Source organism: Prevotella sp. P5-92 (assembly GCF_002251245.1).
Lineage (GTDB): Bacteria > Bacteroidota > Bacteroidia > Bacteroidales > Bacteroidaceae > Prevotella.
On record NZ_NPJG01000132.1, the window covers coordinates 22,815 to 37,981 of the forward strand.

The window sequence follows — 15,167 nt, forward strand, 5'->3', positions numbered from 1 at the left end:
CTTGTTCTTTTTTAGAGTTGATGAGTTAACTTAAATGGCAAGCAATACCAAGGCTATTGCTACTGCGCCTGTTAGGAACCATACGGCATAACGGCGTACGTCGCCACTCTGCCATGGACGGATGGTCTCTCCTGCCTCATTGGCACTCCATGCAAGGAAGTCGAAGGTGCCGTCAATGACATGACGGTCGAACCATGCTATAGGAGTGGATACACAACGGAAGATAATCCTATGGGTGACATACTGATAAACCTCATCCATATAGAAACGCTTGTATGCTGCACGATGCAACTTTGGGAAGGTGCGGTACAGACGGTCGGCTATAGGCTGCTGCTCACCCTTATATATATAGGTGGCAAGACAGATGCTCGCAATGGCTATCACGGTAGAGGTGATGGCTATCTGGAGATTGAAATGGATGGTGTAGTCCTGACCATTAGCAGTAACAAAGCTTCCGAAGCTACCGCCAAGACCGGCAAAACCTGCTATAGTGGTATAGACACCCACGCCCACGGTGATGACACAAAGCACGATGAGGGGAAGGGTCATGGTCAGCGGTGCTTCGTGAGGAGTGTGGTGAGCATGGAGTTCCTTGTTCTCCGTTCCCCAGAAGATGCCGTAATACAAACGGAACATGTAGAACGCTGTCATGGCTGCAACACCAGTCATGATCCATCCCACTACAGGACTGTACTCAAAGCAAGCGGTGATGATCTCGTCCTTCGAGCTGAAGCCTGAGAAGAACGGAATACCGGCGATAGCAAGACAAGAGATGAGGAAGGTGACGTGAGTGACTGGCATATACTTGCGCAGACCACCCATCGCCGACATCTCGTTGCTGTGAACGGCATGGATGATACATCCTGCACCGAGGAACAGGCAAGCCTTGAACATGGCATGGGTGAACAGGTGGAACATTGAAGCCATATAGCCTAACGACCCGTGAGCATCAATAACCTCATGATGACCTGGCATACATACGCCGAGAGACACCATCATAAAGGCAATCTGAGAGATGGTAGAGAATGCCAGCACACGCTTGATGTCGCTCTGGGCACATGCCACAGCGGCTGCATAGAATGCGGTGAACACACCTACCCAAACCACGATGCTCATCTGTCCGGGAGCATACTCAATCCACAGAGGGAAGAGACGTGCTATCTGGAACACTCCAGCAACAACCATGGTTGCAGCATGGATGAGAGCGCTGACAGGCGTAGGACCTTCCATGGCATCGGGAAGCCAGATGTGCAACGGGAACATGGCCGACTTACCAGCACCACCGATGAACATCAGCACGAGAGCTGTAGGCAGGATGAAACCGCCAGCAGCGACAGCCTTGGCTGTATCAACGGGGATGAAAGGTGTGGCTCCGGCAGCCAGCTGGAGATTCTCTACAAACGAGAATGAGAACGACTGGGTGTAGTAACCGAAGATGAGGATTCCGATAAGGAAGAACAAGTCAGCAAAACGAGTGACGATAAACGCCTTCTTTGAAGCTGCCACGGCTGCCTTCAACGGATAATAGAAACCGATGAGCAGGTAAGAGCTGACGCCGACAAGCTCCCAGAACATATACATCTGGAAAATGTTGGTTGCAACTACAAGACCGAGCATAGACATGGTAAAGAGAGAGAGGAAAGCGTAGTAACGCTGGAAGCCCTTCTCACCGTGCATATATCCGAACGAGTAGATATGAACCATAAGGCTGACTGTAGAGATGACAATGAGCATCATGGCCGAGATTGGGTCGATCATAAAGCCAAGGTCGAAATTCAGTGAGCCCAACGGCAACCACGTGAAGTTGAACGGAACGATGGTGGGATAAGCACCGTCGGCCGCACGGTCGCCAAAGAAATACGTGAAGGCGGTGATATAGCTCAGGATGGTAACTATACCAAGAGAGGTAGTACCGATGAGACCAGCCACCTTGTGAGACATCTTCATGCCTGCCAGTCCGAGGATGACGAACGATAACATCGGCAGGAGAAGAATCAAATATACATAACTATATTCCATAACGCTCATTTAAAACTTTAGGTTTTGAATACTGTTCACCTGATCGCTGTGGAACAAGCGATAGACATTAAGAATAATGGCGATGGCCACGGCTGTCTCAGCAGCACTCACACCGATGGAGAACAACGACATGAAGAAGCCCTCAAGCTCGCCTGGGTAAAGAAGACGGTTGAAAGCCGCGAAGTTCAGGTCAACAGCGTTGAGCACAAACTCTACAGAGATGAGCATGGCTATCAGATTACGACGTGTGACAAAGCCATAGACGCCGATGAAGAACAGAAGTGCTGAAAGCACGAAATAACATTCTACTGGTACCATATTACTTTACCTCCTTTTCTTTACGTGCCACCATGATGCCACCAATGATACATGCCAAGAGGAATACCGAGATGAACTCAAAGGGGAGCACATACTGATACTTCTCAGAACCAAGCAGCGCCTGACCGATGGTGCTCATAGGCACCTCGCCGTCGCCAGCGCAGCATGCTGAGGCGATAAACTGATTCTTTAACATCACACCCACAACAGTCACAAGACCAACGAGCGAGAGAAGGATGCCACGCAGCACGTTGCTGCGGCTGACACGCTCCCTGAGACCCTGAAGGGTGCGCTTGCTCACAAGCTGGATAGCGAAGATATAAACCATCGTCACTCCACCAGCATAGACGCTAATCTGTGCCGCACCGAGGAACGTATAGTCGAGCAGGAAATACAAGCCGGCTATACCGAAGAGCACGAACAACAGGAATGTTGCCGCACGCATGATTCGGGTGGTGGTAACGCACATCACGGCTGAGCCGAGAATGATAAGCGCAAAAATGCAAAACATAAAAATATTTGCCATCTTTCTACTTACTTCGTTTTAGTGTTAAACTTACCAATCTCGATAGGAGCACCACCTTCGATAAGTCCTGGCAGCGAACCGCCCTTATACTCCTCCTTGTCGAGATGGAGAACGAGAGCGTCGCGGCTGAAGGTAGAGTTCTCGAAATCGTTTGTAAACTCGATGGCGCCGAAGTTGCAGGCATTGACACAGAGCTGGCAGAACATACAGTCGCCAAGGTCATACTGGTAGTCAACAAGCTGGCGCTTCTTCTTGCCTTCCTCGGTAGTCACCATCTGTGAGGTGATCTTGATGGTACCATTGGGGCAAGTCTTCTCGCAGAGAGTACAGGCCGTACATTTTACGGCTCCGTTCTCGTCGCGCAACATCACCAAACGGCCACGATGGCGCTTGGCTACGTGCAGCGTTGTCTTGCGGTTTTCAGGATACTGCTCGGTAGATTTCGGAGTGAAATACTCCTTCATCGTCACCTTCATACCGGTGGCGAGGGTCTTCAGTCCGTCGGCAATACCTCCGAAATATGATTTGTTACTCATAATATCTGATATTTCAATCTTTCAATATTTCAATATTTCAATCTCAATTAGAAGTGCCATCCGAACGCCACTACAATGGTCATCAGCACAATGTTGACGAGACATAATGGCATGAGGTATTTCCACTCAAGCGACAGGATCTGGTCGATTCGGAGACGGGGGAAGGTCCAGCGCACCCACATCAGGATCCATACGATGGCGAAAGTCTTGCCAAGGAACCATACGATACCAGGGATGTAGTCCATCAACTGGTCGAACGCCTCTATACCTATATTAATAGGTGCCCATCCGCCAAGGAATACGGTAGATGCGATGGCTGAGATGACAAAGAGATTGAGGTACTCGGCGAGGTAGAAATAACCAAAGCCCATACCACTATACTCTGTGTGATAACCTGCAGTCAACTCACTCTCTGCCTCAGCAAGGTCGAAAGGACCACGGTTAGCTTCTGCGTTTCCTGCTACAAGGAACACGAGGAAAGCTATGATGGCAGGAATATGTCCCTGGAAGATAAGGGCCCTCCAAGGTCCGGTCTGAGCCTCAACGATGCCCGACATCTGCATGGTGCCGGTCAACACCACAGCTGTGATGAGACAGAGGCAGAGCGACATCTCGTAAGATATCATCTGGACAGCTCCACGCATAGCGGAAACTACTGAGTACTTGTTGTTTGAGCCCCATCCAGCAAGGAATACTCCAACCACGCCGATACTTGAAACGGCTGTCAGGAGGAAGATGCCCACATTAAAGTCGAGAACGACCGCACCGTTGTTCCATGGAAGGAACGAGAAAGTGCCCACTGAGGCAGCAATCACAAATAAAGGAGCAAGGAAATAGAGGAGCTTGTCGGCCTTGTCAACGGTGAAGATCTCCTTAATGAGCATCTTCAGCACATCGGCAAACACCTGGAACACGCCCCATGGGCCCACTCGCATAGGACCTAAACGGCACTGGAAATAGGCACACACCTTACGCTCCATGAATATCAAGATGATGGCGAGAACGGCGTAGCCCACGAGGATACCAACACCGACAAGCACACACTCGATAAGAATCGACCAGAAGTCGCCAAGGCCGAGGGTCTGGCGGAGAAATGAGTCGATCCATGTGGTAACTATACTAAAATCAAACATATAATTTTGTTTATAAAACAAGTAATGTAATTGACGATTTTTCAGTTGACAAGTTGACGAGTTGTTGGCTCAACCGATTCTTGCTTTCCGATAATTCTGTCTTCCATTAAACTTGCTATTAAAACTTAATACTAATTATTCACAAATATCTCATCAACTCTATCTATCGATGTCGGGGATGACAAAGTCAACAGCGGCACAGGTGGTGACGAGGTCGGCTATCTTCTGTCCCTGCAACATCTTGTCGAGTGCTCCAGTCAGGGAGAGACCCATAGGACGCATCTTCAGACGCCATGGACTCTTGTCGCCCTTCGAGTCAATATAAACGCCAAACTCACCGCTGGCTCCCTCAACAGAGAAGTACCACTGTCCCTCTGGCACCTTGATGATAGGCTTCTGCTTCACGTAAAAATCGCCTTCTGGGATGTTGTCGATGAGCTGCTCGATGATATCGAGACTCTGGTACATCTCCTTGATGTGGATGAGATAACGGTCCATAGAGTCGCAGCCTGTCATTGTCACCTCTTCCCACTTCACGCTGCCATACATGTCGTACGGATGACGCTTACGTGTGTCGTTGTTCCAACCCGAGGCACGTCCTGCAGGACCTGTGACAGCATAGTTGATGCAATCCTCGCGGCCCATCACTCCCACGCCAACGAAACGGTTGTGAGTAATGACGTTGTCGCCAAAGACATCCATATACTCCTGAATCATCGGGCGCAGATACTTGCACAGCTTCTTACAGTTCTGGATGAAGTTCGGATCGATGTCGTCCTGAAGTCCACCTATTCTATAATAGTTCTGGATAAGACGTCCACCAGTGGTCTCCTCCATCACGTTAAGCACATGCTCACGGTCGCGCATGCAATAGAGGAAAGCAGTCAAGGCACCGAGGTCCTGTGCACAACAGCCACAGTAGAGCAAGTGTGAGTCGAGACGCTGGAGTTCGTCCATTATGGTACGCACATACTTTATCCTGTCTGTGAGCTCTACGCCAAGAGCCTCTTCCACCACTCCCACAAGAGCATGACGGTGCATCATGGCCGAGAGGTAGTTAAGACGGTCGGTAAGGGCAAGTGTCTGAGGATAAGTATATCCCTCGCACATCTTCTCGATACCACGGTGTATGTATCCTAAATGAGGATATATCTTCTTCACCGTCTCGCCATCGACGATGGTCTGGAGACGGAGCACACCATGGGTGGATGGGTGCTGAGGACCGATATTGATAACATAATCGTCGTCGCCGAAGAGAGGACGTCTTTCCTCCACGAGCTTGCCGTCGGCATTCAGGCTATATACAATGGTATAGTCTGGCTCGTTGTCGTCCTCGAGCGAATAAGAATCGTTGAACTCCCAATCCTTGCGGAATGGGTATCCCTTGAAGTCGTTACGCAAATACAAACGGCGCATGTCTGGATGTCCAAGGAACTTGATGCCGTAGAAGTCGAATACCTCACGCTCCAACAGGTCGGCAACCTTCCAGATGCCGGTGACGGTAGGGATGACGAAGTCGTTCTCCCCCACTCTCTTTGCCAACATCTTCACGCTGGTGCGCTCGTTAGTCTTGGTATTCTCGAGAATATAGATACATCCGAGTCCCTCCTCGCCACCGAAGTCTTCGCCAACGATAGTAACGAGGTAGTCGAAATGCTTCTTCTCCTTAAGGTTTGCCATCTCAAAGGCAAACTTGTCAAAGTCAAAAACGAGGTTGTTCAGTTTCATTTGGCTCCCTCCTGTTCTTTTTTAATGTTCTCAACAAATTCGGTCGGCACGTCGGTGACAACCATAGGCTTCTTCCATCCTGATGCGATGGCCTCGTTAGAGAGACCAAGCTCGCGCTCCTCTGAATTCTGCTTGTGATTGGCGCCTCCAAAGAACTTCTCAATCTTCACCTTACGCTGAAGCTGCATCATTCCGTAGAGGATAGCCTCCGGACGTGGAGGACAGCCGGGAACATAGACATCGACAGGGACGATCTCCTCGATACCCTTCACAACGTTGTAACTGGTCTTGAACGGACCACCAGAGATGGTGCATCCGCCAACAGCCACCACATACTTCGGTTCTGCCATCTCGTCATAAAGACGTTTGAAAGCAGGAGCCATCTTGTGGGTGATGGTACCGGCAACCATGATAAGGTCAGCCTGGCGGGGAGAGTTACGTGTCACCTCAAAACCGAAACGAGAGAAGTCGTAACGCGCACAGCCTACCGACATGAACTCAATACCACAACAGCTTGTACCGAAGGTGAGCGACCACAGCGAGTTGCTGCGTCCCCAGTTGATAGCCTGATCGAGCGAACCCACAACGACGTTGCAGCCTCCCTCGTGCAGCTCCTCAACCATCTTCTCAAGCGTTGCATTGTCCTTAAACTCGTCGTAAGGAATGCTCTTGATAACAGGTTTCTTTACTTCCATTCCAACGCTCCTTTCCGCCAAGCATACGCAAGGCCAAATACTAATACCAGCAGGAAGAATCCGATGCTCGCCAGAGCCATCGGGCCAAACTGCTTGACAGCCACAGCCCATGGATAGAGGAACATCGTCTCGATATCAAACATCAGGAAGAGGATGGCGAAGAGGTAATAGCCGATATGCGTTGGCAACCATGAGCTGCCACGTGTCGGAATACCACACTCAAACGGTTCTCCCTTCACTGGGTTGTACGAGCGTGGGCCAATCAGCTTAGCCACGACATAAGCTCCAACCACCAGTACGGTAGCCGTCAAAATGACGGTGATAAAAAAAATAAAATTCATATAATAATATATTATTTCAAATTTGTTCCACAACGGAGCGAAATGCGAAATAGGTTCATGCCTTCCGCAAATCAGGTGCAAAGGTAATCATTTTTTTGCAAAGAGCAAATAAAGAAGAGGCATTTTTTGGCTTTATCTACCTATTTAATGAAAAAATCCGTCACTTTACGTGCCAAAAGTGACGGATTGAACGTTTTTCCTTATTATCGCGCATTTACTTGTGGTATTCCACAAGCCTTTCTATCGGGCTCTTCAATATCATGCCGACGGTGACATCAGCCTCTTTGGAAGCCTCTATCAATTCGTTCTGAAAATACCATGCTATACTGCCCACAAAACCCACCGATAGATCGGCTCTGCCATACCGGCAAACGTTCTTCCGGAAGAAATCGCAGAAACAGTCGATCAATACACGATGAATGATGCCGTTGTCTTTATGCTTGCCTATAAAAGGAGCCAACGAAGCCAAGAACCTGTTGGCCTGTGGCTGACGATACACCCTCTCGATAATATCTCCAATGGTCATCCTTGACAGAGAGAAGAAGTCGTCGCGCACATCAGCCAAGGCATCGTTCTTCAGCATCTCGTTCAAGACATTCTTTCCAATCACGGCCCCACTTCCTTCATCTCCAAGAATATAGCCAAGAGGAGATATGTTTGACACTATTCCGTCACCATCATAAAGACATGAGTTTGAACCAGTTCCAAGGATACATGCAATTCCTTCTTCATTGCCACACAAGGCACGGGCAGCTCCTAACAAGTCGCCGTTCACCTCTATCTCTTTGCCTACACATTCAAAAGCGTCGGAAAGGATTTTCCTTATGATAGGTATTTTCTCCTCGCGGCATCCGCTTCCGTAGAAAGCAACCTTCTCGGGAACTATGCCTTCTATCTGAGGCATGAGTTCGCCGAACACTATACGACCCATTGTCGCTTCATCTTGATGATAAGGGTTGATACCCTGAGTGGTAACCCTTTTCACTGTCATCCCTTTTTCGGCCACACACCAATCGGTTTTTGTGCTGCCACTATCTGCTATTAGTATCATAACAATTCTATTTTTCTGCAAAAATACAGATAATTCCTCATATTCCATTGCTTTTTAAGAAAAAATAAGTACCTTTGCATTTAATAAATGACAAACATCATCTTGATATGAAAAAACATACGCATTTCAACCACATCCTGCTTTTGGCCTTTATGGCTCTTTTCTTTGCCACCGACGCCAAGGCAGTCCTAAAGGAGGAGAATCTCGAGAGAACACTCTTCATACTGCACAACGAACTCAATGTGCAGTATAAGGAACAAGCCACACGTGCCGCCATTCAGAAACGACGTCGGGAAGACATGAAAAGCCGCATTATCGAAGTATGGCGCAAGAGTAACCAGAATGCCCTCATGCTGTATTCGCAGAAACAAGATTATGTCTTCGACCTCACTTACGCATGCCATGAGGCAACACAGCAATACCAAGAATTTACGCGTGTCAGCGTACCGTTCAACACCTTCCTCTCCAGGATAAAGATAGACATTGCACGCTACGACAGCCTCACAAAGAGTCTGAAGAAAATGCCCTCACACTTGCTAAGCAAAAAGGCAAGAGCCGACCGTGACGCGTGTCTGCACCTGTCGATGGAAATATCGAAGACCCTAAGAGAGAACTACAAGAATACCAATGAGTTTATCCGCTTATATAACATCACGGCAAACCACTTGCGCGAGATCAACGATTATGCAGACAAGAGGTACAGCGATATCCAGACCGACATATTCAAGAACGGAAGCGACGACTATTTCACTATACTCAAGCGTTTCCGTTTTATGCTCATGCAGACTCAACAAACCGTAGAAGAGAAATACAAGACACGACCCAGCATCAAGTCACAATGGGACAGCAAGTTCATTTTAGGACTATTTGTAATCATCATTTTCTATGGTATCGTGGCATCGCTACTCAATATCATAGTGATAAAGTATCTTCTTCCCAAGAGACTGAAGGAGAAGGAAATACTTAAGAAACCCATATGTTTCACCATGGCCTCTACAACGGTAACTTTTGCCATCATTCTTGCCATAATACGCGCCACCACAAGCCAAAACTTCGTAATCATGGCAAGCGACCTTTTGGTGGAATACGCCTGGCTATTGGGAGTAGTGCTGTTTTCTCTCCTACTTCGACTCAACAATGAGCACATCAAAAGTGCATTCAAGATCTATTGTCCACTTGTTACCATAGGTTTCATCGTCATCTCTTTCCGCATCATACTCATCCCCAACGAGCTTGTAAACCTTATCTTCCCGCCTATACTGCTGGTAAGTACGATTTGGCAATGGATAATGATTCGCCGTCATCATAACAACGTTCCGCGCGCAGACATGTTCTACTCATTCTGTTCGCTGATAGTCTTCATGTTCTCGGTCGTATCATCATGGTCTGGATACACGCTGATGAGCGTCCAAGTACTGATATGGTGGATTATGCAACTCACGTGCATACTCACTATAACGAGCGTAAGCCGATGGATAAAGCTTATTGGAGAACGCAAGCATGTGGAAGAGCGTCCGATAACCTCCACTTGGTTCTACCATCTGTCTAAAGAGACGTTATTGCCAATTATGGGTGTCGCGTCAGTGATGATTTCCATCTATTGGGCAGCCGACGTCTTCAACCTCAGCGTACTCTGCGGGAAGATATTCGCAGAGAATTTCGTGAATCTCGAGAACCTAAAGCTCTCCATCATCCGCCTTTCAGTAGTCATTAGTCTTTGGTTTATCTTCAGATATATATGCAAGACGCTGAGAGAGCTGTTGAGAATACACTTCGAACGACAAGACCCGACGACATCCGACAGTCGCGACATGATGGGAAAGAATATCCTCCAGGTAGTGGTGTGGGGAGCTTGGTTCCTTCTCGTTCTCTCTATCCTCGGCATCAGCTTCGCATGGCTGATGGTAGTCACGGGAGGTTTGTCAACAGGTATCGGATTTGCATCAAAAGACATCCTGGAGAATATCTACTATGGCATATCTCTTATGACCGGACGAATAAAGGTTGGAGACCTCATCGAATGTGACGGCATACGCGGGAAGGTGACGTCGATAAGCTACGTCAGCACGCTTATCGAATCCACTGACGGCTCGGTCATTGCCTTCCAAAACAGCCAGCTCTTCACCAAAAACTACAAGAACCTCACCCGTAATCATGGATATGCACTCTCGTCGATAGTCTTTGGTGTGGGATACGGAACAAACATCTCCAAGGCATGCAACATTGTCTCAGAGGCAGTCAACAACCTCCACCACCCTCTCATTGACGCCGAGAAACCAGCCAAAGCTGTATTCCTGGACTTCGGCGACAACAGCATCAACCTTCGTCTCCTCTGTTGGGTTGACGTGCTGAAACAAGCATACGTAGAAGGCGATATCAGGAATTGTATCTATGACGCACTGAATGCAAATGACATTGAGATGCCATTCCCAAAACGGGATGTTTATGTCAAGGAAATACCTGGAAAAGAATAACAAGTGAGAGAGCCGGAAGTTGAATTTGTTTAATAATTGTAAATTATCAGGCATTTTATTTGCCGAATTAAAATAATTATAGTATATTTGCAAGCTAAAAAGACATCAGATACTTACCGACTACAAAATGAGATAACAATGAGACAATTAAAAATAATTAGCTCGATTACAAACCGTGAAAGTGCGGCACTGGAGAAATATCTATCTGAAATAAGTAGGGAAGAACTGCTTACAGTGGATGAAGAGGTGGAACTCGCACAAAGAATACACAAGGGGGACAAAAAAGCCCTTGAACGCTTGGTGAAGGCCAACCTCAGGTTTGTCGTATCTGTTGCCAAGCAATATCAAAACCAGGGTCTCAGCCTGCCCGACCTCATTAACGAGGGTAATGTGGGACTGATAAGAGCCGCCGAGAAGTTTGACGAGACACGTGGCTTCAAATTTATCTCATATGCTGTATGGTGGATAAGACAAAGCATACTGCAAGCCCTGGCGGAACAAAGCAGACTGATAAGAGTGCCACTTAACCAAGTGGGATCTGTAAACAAAATAAACAAGATACTGTCCAAGTTTGAACAAGAAAACGAGAGACGTCCGTCGGTAGAGGAGATTGCGGAGGAAATAGAAATGCCGGAAGATAAAATCGGTGACGCTCTCAAAGTGAACACGAGACACGTATCCATGGATGCCCCGTTCTCCGATTCTGACAACAACAGTCTCGTGGATGTGCTTGAAGACCATGACTCTCCTACTGCCGACAATGAGTTGGTCAACGAGTCGTTAAGAGCAGAGATAAAAAAAACCTTAGGACTGCTGAAAGACAGAGAAAGAAAGATTGTGGAGGAATTCTACGGAATAGGCGGACCAGAAAAGAGTCTTGAAGAAATAGGCAACAAGTACGGACTATCGAGAGAAAGGGTGAGACAGATAAAAGAGAAAGCTCTCAGACAACTACGTAACACGACAAACAGCAACTTATTAAAATCGTTTTTAGGATAAAACATTAAACATTGACAATGAAGAAACTAATAAGTGCAGTGATGATACTGCTGACATTGACCTTCTGCAACTCCACCACGGTGGAGGCAAAAGTAAAGGTAGCGCCAAAGATGTATATCTTCGGTTTCTCTGCCTCGTTCAAGAATTCTATAGTGTATTTTACTGACATTCAAGAGCTAGATAGTGCCTGGATTGACACAAAGACGAAATTCCTATTGGGACGTGACTCTTACTCAGCACAGCTCAAGGACTATCTCAGCACCACTATCAACGACCAACATCGCACCTGCATAGTTGAATATGCCACAACATTGGACGCTGCGGAAAAGAAGTTCGCCAAACTAAAAAGCCTTTACACAGAAAAGGCAAAATCCACTGAGGGGTATGACTTAAAATACATAAGTAAAAACGACTTCAAGTTTGAGGCCGTAAACATGGAAGACAATAATGAAGAAGTTACTCCAGAACCCAAGGTGAAGGAAGAAAAGGCAAAGAAGGAGAAAAAAGGAAAGGCGACAAAGAAAGAGAAACAACAGAAGTAACTTCACTACAATAATAAATTAAGGAAGCGAAGATGTATCACTCTTCGCTTCCTTCATTTTGGTAGTGTAAGTTGAACTGTGTCAAGGTCATTTTCCTTATTATATTAACCTCAGATGGGGGACACGATTGAAATCGTGTTTTCCAGATGAGGAGTCTTCCAGGCTGCAAAAATACAGCATGATGTCATCAAGTACTGACGACATACATTCAAGCAAGCCTGCCCTTTTTTCTATAGGGATAGAAGTGGAATCCACAATATCCCCAGTTATCACTCCTTTTATGCTCATATCACTGTTTTTGGGGGCAAAGATAAGCTAAAAATCTACTTTTCATCTGCTTGCCATAAGTATATTATTTAAACCACGAGTAACATCTTCAAGTTTATCCCTATATATCAATCCCTCTACATATTCCGTCGGGATAGAATCAAATCCATATTTTGCCCCAAGAATAGCACACGCCACAGCCGCATTTGTATCTGCATCACCGCCGGCATTCACCACTTTAAGCAATCCATCGACGAAAGATGTTGAATGCCAATAAGCCCAAATCCCCACAGACAATGTCACAAGGGTATAACCCATAAAGTCATCATCCATCAAATTGGCAATGTCATCTTCTTTCCATGCCTTGTCTATATATTCTGCGATCCTCTCGTCATACATATACGACTTTGCAATCATACTGCCATAAGTAGGAACTTGCTCCCCATACACTAGCGCATGAATCAATTCAGACACTATAACACACGACCCGACACACCTCGGATCATAATGAGTGAGTTTGCAAATATTCTCAGCGCAACTCGCTACATACTTTGGGAACAATCCTACAACAGAAGTCCTCATCACTCCCCCATTGGCAGCAGATTGGCATTTGCTCATCTCCCATATCTTTTTCGACACCTCAAAAGGCCTGTCAACATAGTCGCCGATGTTGAGCACCTTATAAGTATTCTCCCCTATTCCCATCGGGTCGCCCAAAGCCCACTCCTTGAAATGCCTTGCAATATTTTGCATATTCACGCCTTTGTCTTCAATGACAGCCTCAGCAATACATAGCATCATGTCCGTGTCATCAGTCCAGTCGCCAATCTCCCATCTCTTTCGGTGTCTGTCCTGAAATATCTGTCCATAATGCTGTATCCCGTTTGGATATTTCCATGCCATATCCTCCGTTGTCATTCCTTCCGTCCCCAAGCCAAGGGCATCGCCAATTGCTTGACCGAAAAGCACGCCTTTAAATTTATCTGCTGTTGTCATATTCGTAATAATATAATAATCTACTGACGTTTCACAAGGCTAATTTCATTTAATAATATTGTTTCTCTCCAACTCATTCTTCATAATCTCCATCTTGGTGTCTTCAAAATACTTTCTTGCTAGGAAGAACCATTGAAGATATTGTGTAAGATAGTGTTTCAACTAAAAACAAATCCATATCTTCTAATATTTTAAACGTTTCACTATAAACCATATTCTACCGACACCCCCTGTAGGTTAGTCATTGGCTTCGGGGATGGCAATAGAGGTAAGGCCATTGCAAAGATAAAGAAAACAAACGGAAGTTATATATGTTTGAAATAGTTTTAACACGAATTTAACAGTAAGCCATCAGCAACCCCCGTATTGCCATGTTGAGAATGTTACACTCCGTAGCATAGAGCGAGGCAATGTCGGCACTGAACTATATCCATGCCTGTAACCAGTTCTTCCATTGTACCGTCAGTATCATACCAGAAGATGTAGCAGTGTTTGTCTAACTGCTCGCTGAGCACATTTTGTATTTTTATCTTATTTTCGGCCATGCTTAATCTTTAACTTTATACAATGATTACTGATTAATGATAATTGATTAATGATTTGAGCCCCGATTTGCGGCGGGATTCTGCTGACGCTCTCCGGTTTTGTTAGGGCAAGGGCGCTTGCGCACCCCTGCCCTCAGCTTAGATCAAGCTGCCGCCGCCGTCCTCATTGCCGCCGCTTCCGCCGCCGCTCTCGCTGCCGCTTCCGCTCTCGTCAGGACTCTCCGTACCCGGATCGCTTGAGTTCACACGCTTCACCTCCTTGCCGTTGCGGTCGTAGCAGGTGATGGTGACCTGCGATGCCTTGAGGGCCGCCTTCACATCCACCGACGGGGTGAACACAATCTTTCGGGAGGTGATGAGCGAACTTGCCACCATGTTCACGTCGAGCACCGACTGGGCGTTGACGCCGAAGCGCATCGTGCCGAGACCTGGGACAGGCACCGAGTGTCCCTCAGTGGCCCACGCCACTATCACATCGCCACATGCCGCCCATGCCGCCTGGATGGCACCCTTCGAGATGCCGCTGCGCATTGCAGCCTCTTCAATCACCTTGCTCTCCGCCAGCGCGGAGTAAAGCTCCGCTGAGAGGATGTAAGCATACTTGCCCGCGTTGGGACCTACCTTGAGCATTCGCTCTGTTGCCTTAAGTCTAATTGCCATAACTAAGAATTATTAATGGTTACACACTGCGTGGCGAACCGTCTTAGGCTTACTGCCCGCCACAGAAAAATTTGTCTCACTCGTGTATCCGAATCACGGTGCGCGCTTCCGTTCTTCTTTTACACGGTGCAAAGGTACAACATTTTTCTCGATTTTGCAAGTGTTTACTTAATTTCCTTCTTTTCTTTAACATTTTTTATAATACACTATGTGTATTATACTATTTCTAACTACCCCGAAATATTTCTCCAACCACGTAAATATTTTTCCTTAGTTAGAGAGATTTTGTGGGTTTAAAATCAAACTGTAATACTGTAATACTGTATGTTAACAAACA

15 protein-coding genes are annotated in these 15,167 nt (G+C 46.8%); 3 read left to right on the forward strand and 12 right to left on the reverse strand.

The window, feature by feature from the left end; translation table 11 throughout:
- Positions 1 to 30: 30 nt before the first annotated feature.
- The 9 genes from nuoL to CIK99_RS14505 form a co-directional block, all read right to left on the reverse strand.
- The gene (gene nuoL / locus CIK99_RS14465) at positions 31 to 2,019 is read right to left on the reverse strand and encodes an NADH-quinone oxidoreductase subunit L (protein WP_094382215.1); all 1,989 of its coding nucleotides are present in this window, start codon (positions 2,017 to 2,019) and stop codon (positions 31 to 33) included.
- 9 nt (positions 2,020 to 2,028) lie between these two features.
- A complete protein-coding gene (gene nuoK / locus CIK99_RS14470) occupies positions 2,029 to 2,337 on the reverse strand; it encodes an NADH-quinone oxidoreductase subunit NuoK (protein ID WP_094382204.1) in 309 nt (102 codons plus the stop codon).
- Position 2,338: 1 nt separating this feature from the next.
- A complete protein-coding gene (locus CIK99_RS14475; RefSeq protein WP_094382205.1) occupies positions 2,339 to 2,863 on the reverse strand; it encodes an NADH-quinone oxidoreductase subunit J in 525 nt (174 codons plus the stop codon).
- Positions 2,864 to 2,871: 8 nt separating this feature from the next.
- Positions 2,872 to 3,399 (reverse strand): NADH-quinone oxidoreductase subunit I, encoded by a 528-nt coding sequence (locus CIK99_RS14480; protein ID WP_094382206.1) that lies wholly within the window; start codon positions 3,397 to 3,399, stop codon positions 2,872 to 2,874.
- Between the two features lie 47 nt (positions 3,400 to 3,446).
- Positions 3,447 to 4,532, reverse strand: a complete 1,086-nt coding sequence (nuoH, locus tag CIK99_RS14485; RefSeq protein ID WP_094382207.1) for an NADH-quinone oxidoreductase subunit NuoH — start codon at positions 4,530 to 4,532, stop codon at positions 3,447 to 3,449.
- A gap of 159 nt (positions 4,533 to 4,691) precedes the next feature.
- Positions 4,692 to 6,260: an NADH-quinone oxidoreductase subunit C gene (locus CIK99_RS14490; RefSeq protein ID WP_094382208.1), complete on the reverse strand. Its 1,569-nt coding sequence runs from the start codon at positions 6,258 to 6,260 to the stop codon at positions 4,692 to 4,694.
- Positions 6,257 to 6,955 (reverse strand): NADH-quinone oxidoreductase subunit B, encoded by a 699-nt coding sequence (locus CIK99_RS14495; protein ID WP_094382209.1) that lies wholly within the window; start codon positions 6,953 to 6,955, stop codon positions 6,257 to 6,259. The genes CIK99_RS14490 and CIK99_RS14495 overlap by 4 nt, the downstream gene beginning before the upstream one ends.
- Positions 6,946 to 7,296, reverse strand: a complete 351-nt coding sequence (locus CIK99_RS14500) for an NADH-quinone oxidoreductase subunit A (RefSeq protein WP_094382216.1) — start codon at positions 7,294 to 7,296, stop codon at positions 6,946 to 6,948. The genes CIK99_RS14495 and CIK99_RS14500 overlap by 10 nt, the downstream gene beginning before the upstream one ends.
- A gap of 214 nt (positions 7,297 to 7,510) precedes the next feature.
- Entirely contained in the window at positions 7,511 to 8,347 is an 837-nt protein-coding gene (locus CIK99_RS14505; protein WP_094382210.1) for an ATPase, read from the reverse strand.
- Positions 8,348 to 8,454: 107 nt separating this feature from the next.
- Between CIK99_RS14505 and CIK99_RS14510 the strand changes: the two genes are divergently transcribed.
- The 3 genes from CIK99_RS14510 (at position 8,455) to CIK99_RS14520 (ending at position 12,362) form a co-directional block, all read left to right on the forward strand.
- Entirely contained in the window at positions 8,455 to 10,821 is a 2,367-nt protein-coding gene (locus CIK99_RS14510; protein WP_094382211.1) for a mechanosensitive ion channel family protein, read from the forward strand.
- Between the two features lie 138 nt (positions 10,822 to 10,959).
- Complete coding sequence (locus tag CIK99_RS14515; RefSeq protein ID WP_094382217.1) at positions 10,960 to 11,820, forward strand: RNA polymerase sigma factor RpoD/SigA; 861 nt, start codon at positions 10,960 to 10,962, stop codon at positions 11,818 to 11,820.
- A gap of 17 nt (positions 11,821 to 11,837) precedes the next feature.
- Positions 11,838 to 12,362: a hypothetical protein gene (locus tag CIK99_RS14520; protein WP_094382212.1), complete on the forward strand. Its 525-nt coding sequence runs from the start codon at positions 11,838 to 11,840 to the stop codon at positions 12,360 to 12,362.
- Between the two features lie 330 nt (positions 12,363 to 12,692).
- Here CIK99_RS14520 and CIK99_RS14530 read toward each other — a convergent pair whose 3' ends face one another.
- The 3 genes from CIK99_RS14530 to CIK99_RS14535 all read right to left on the reverse strand — a co-directional run bounded on the left by CIK99_RS14530 (position 12,693) and on the right by CIK99_RS14535 (position 14,830).
- A complete protein-coding gene (locus CIK99_RS14530; RefSeq protein ID WP_094382214.1) occupies positions 12,693 to 13,625 on the reverse strand; it encodes an ADP-ribosylglycohydrolase family protein in 933 nt (310 codons plus the stop codon).
- 383 nt (positions 13,626 to 14,008) lie between these two features.
- Positions 14,009 to 14,170, reverse strand: coding sequence for a hypothetical protein (locus tag CIK99_RS15475; protein ID WP_158216000.1), 162 nt, complete (start codon positions 14,168 to 14,170; stop codon positions 14,009 to 14,011).
- Positions 14,171 to 14,308: 138 nt separating this feature from the next.
- On the reverse strand, positions 14,309 to 14,830 hold the full coding sequence (locus tag CIK99_RS14535) for a DNA-binding protein (RefSeq protein WP_094379249.1): 522 nt from the start codon (positions 14,828 to 14,830) through the stop codon (positions 14,309 to 14,311).
- Positions 14,831 to 15,167: the final 337 nt, after the last annotated feature.

Bases quoted from the DNA above. Each gene is read 5' to 3' on its own strand.
- CIK99_RS14535 (WP_094379249.1), bottom strand. From the start codon at position 14,830: ATGGCAATTAGACTTAAGGCAACAGAGCGAATGCTCAAGGTAGGTCCC.
- nuoL (WP_094382215.1), bottom strand. From the start codon at position 2,019: ATGGAATATAGTTATGTATATTTGATTCTTCTCCTGCCGATGTTATCG.
- CIK99_RS14500 (WP_094382216.1), bottom strand. From the start codon at position 7,296: ATGAATTTTATTTTTTTTATCACCGTCATTTTGACGGCTACCGTACTG.
- CIK99_RS14515 (WP_094382217.1), top strand. From the start codon at position 10,960: ATGAGACAATTAAAAATAATTAGCTCGATTACAAACCGTGAAAGTGCG.
- CIK99_RS14480 (WP_094382206.1), bottom strand. From the start codon at position 3,399: ATGAGTAACAAATCATATTTCGGAGGTATTGCCGACGGACTGAAGACC.
- CIK99_RS14530 (WP_094382214.1), bottom strand. From the start codon at position 13,625: ATGACAACAGCAGATAAATTTAAAGGCGTGCTTTTCGGTCAAGCAATT.
- CIK99_RS14475 (WP_094382205.1), bottom strand. From the start codon at position 2,863: ATGGCAAATATTTTTATGTTTTGCATTTTTGCGCTTATCATTCTCGGC.
- nuoK (WP_094382204.1), bottom strand. From the start codon at position 2,337: ATGGTACCAGTAGAATGTTATTTCGTGCTTTCAGCACTTCTGTTCTTC.
- CIK99_RS14490 (WP_094382208.1), bottom strand. From the start codon at position 6,260: ATGAAACTGAACAACCTCGTTTTTGACTTTGACAAGTTTGCCTTTGAG.
- CIK99_RS14505 (WP_094382210.1), bottom strand. From the start codon at position 8,347: ATGATACTAATAGCAGATAGTGGCAGCACAAAAACCGATTGGTGTGTG.
- CIK99_RS14520 (WP_094382212.1), top strand. From the start codon at position 11,838: ATGAAGAAACTAATAAGTGCAGTGATGATACTGCTGACATTGACCTTC.
- CIK99_RS14510 (WP_094382211.1), top strand. From the start codon at position 8,455: ATGAAAAAACATACGCATTTCAACCACATCCTGCTTTTGGCCTTTATG.
- CIK99_RS15475 (WP_158216000.1), bottom strand. From the start codon at position 14,170: ATGGCCGAAAATAAGATAAAAATACAAAATGTGCTCAGCGAGCAGTTA.
- CIK99_RS14495 (WP_094382209.1), bottom strand. From the start codon at position 6,955: ATGGAAGTAAAGAAACCTGTTATCAAGAGCATTCCTTACGACGAGTTT.
- nuoH (WP_094382207.1), bottom strand. From the start codon at position 4,532: ATGTTTGATTTTAGTATAGTTACCACATGGATCGACTCATTTCTCCGC.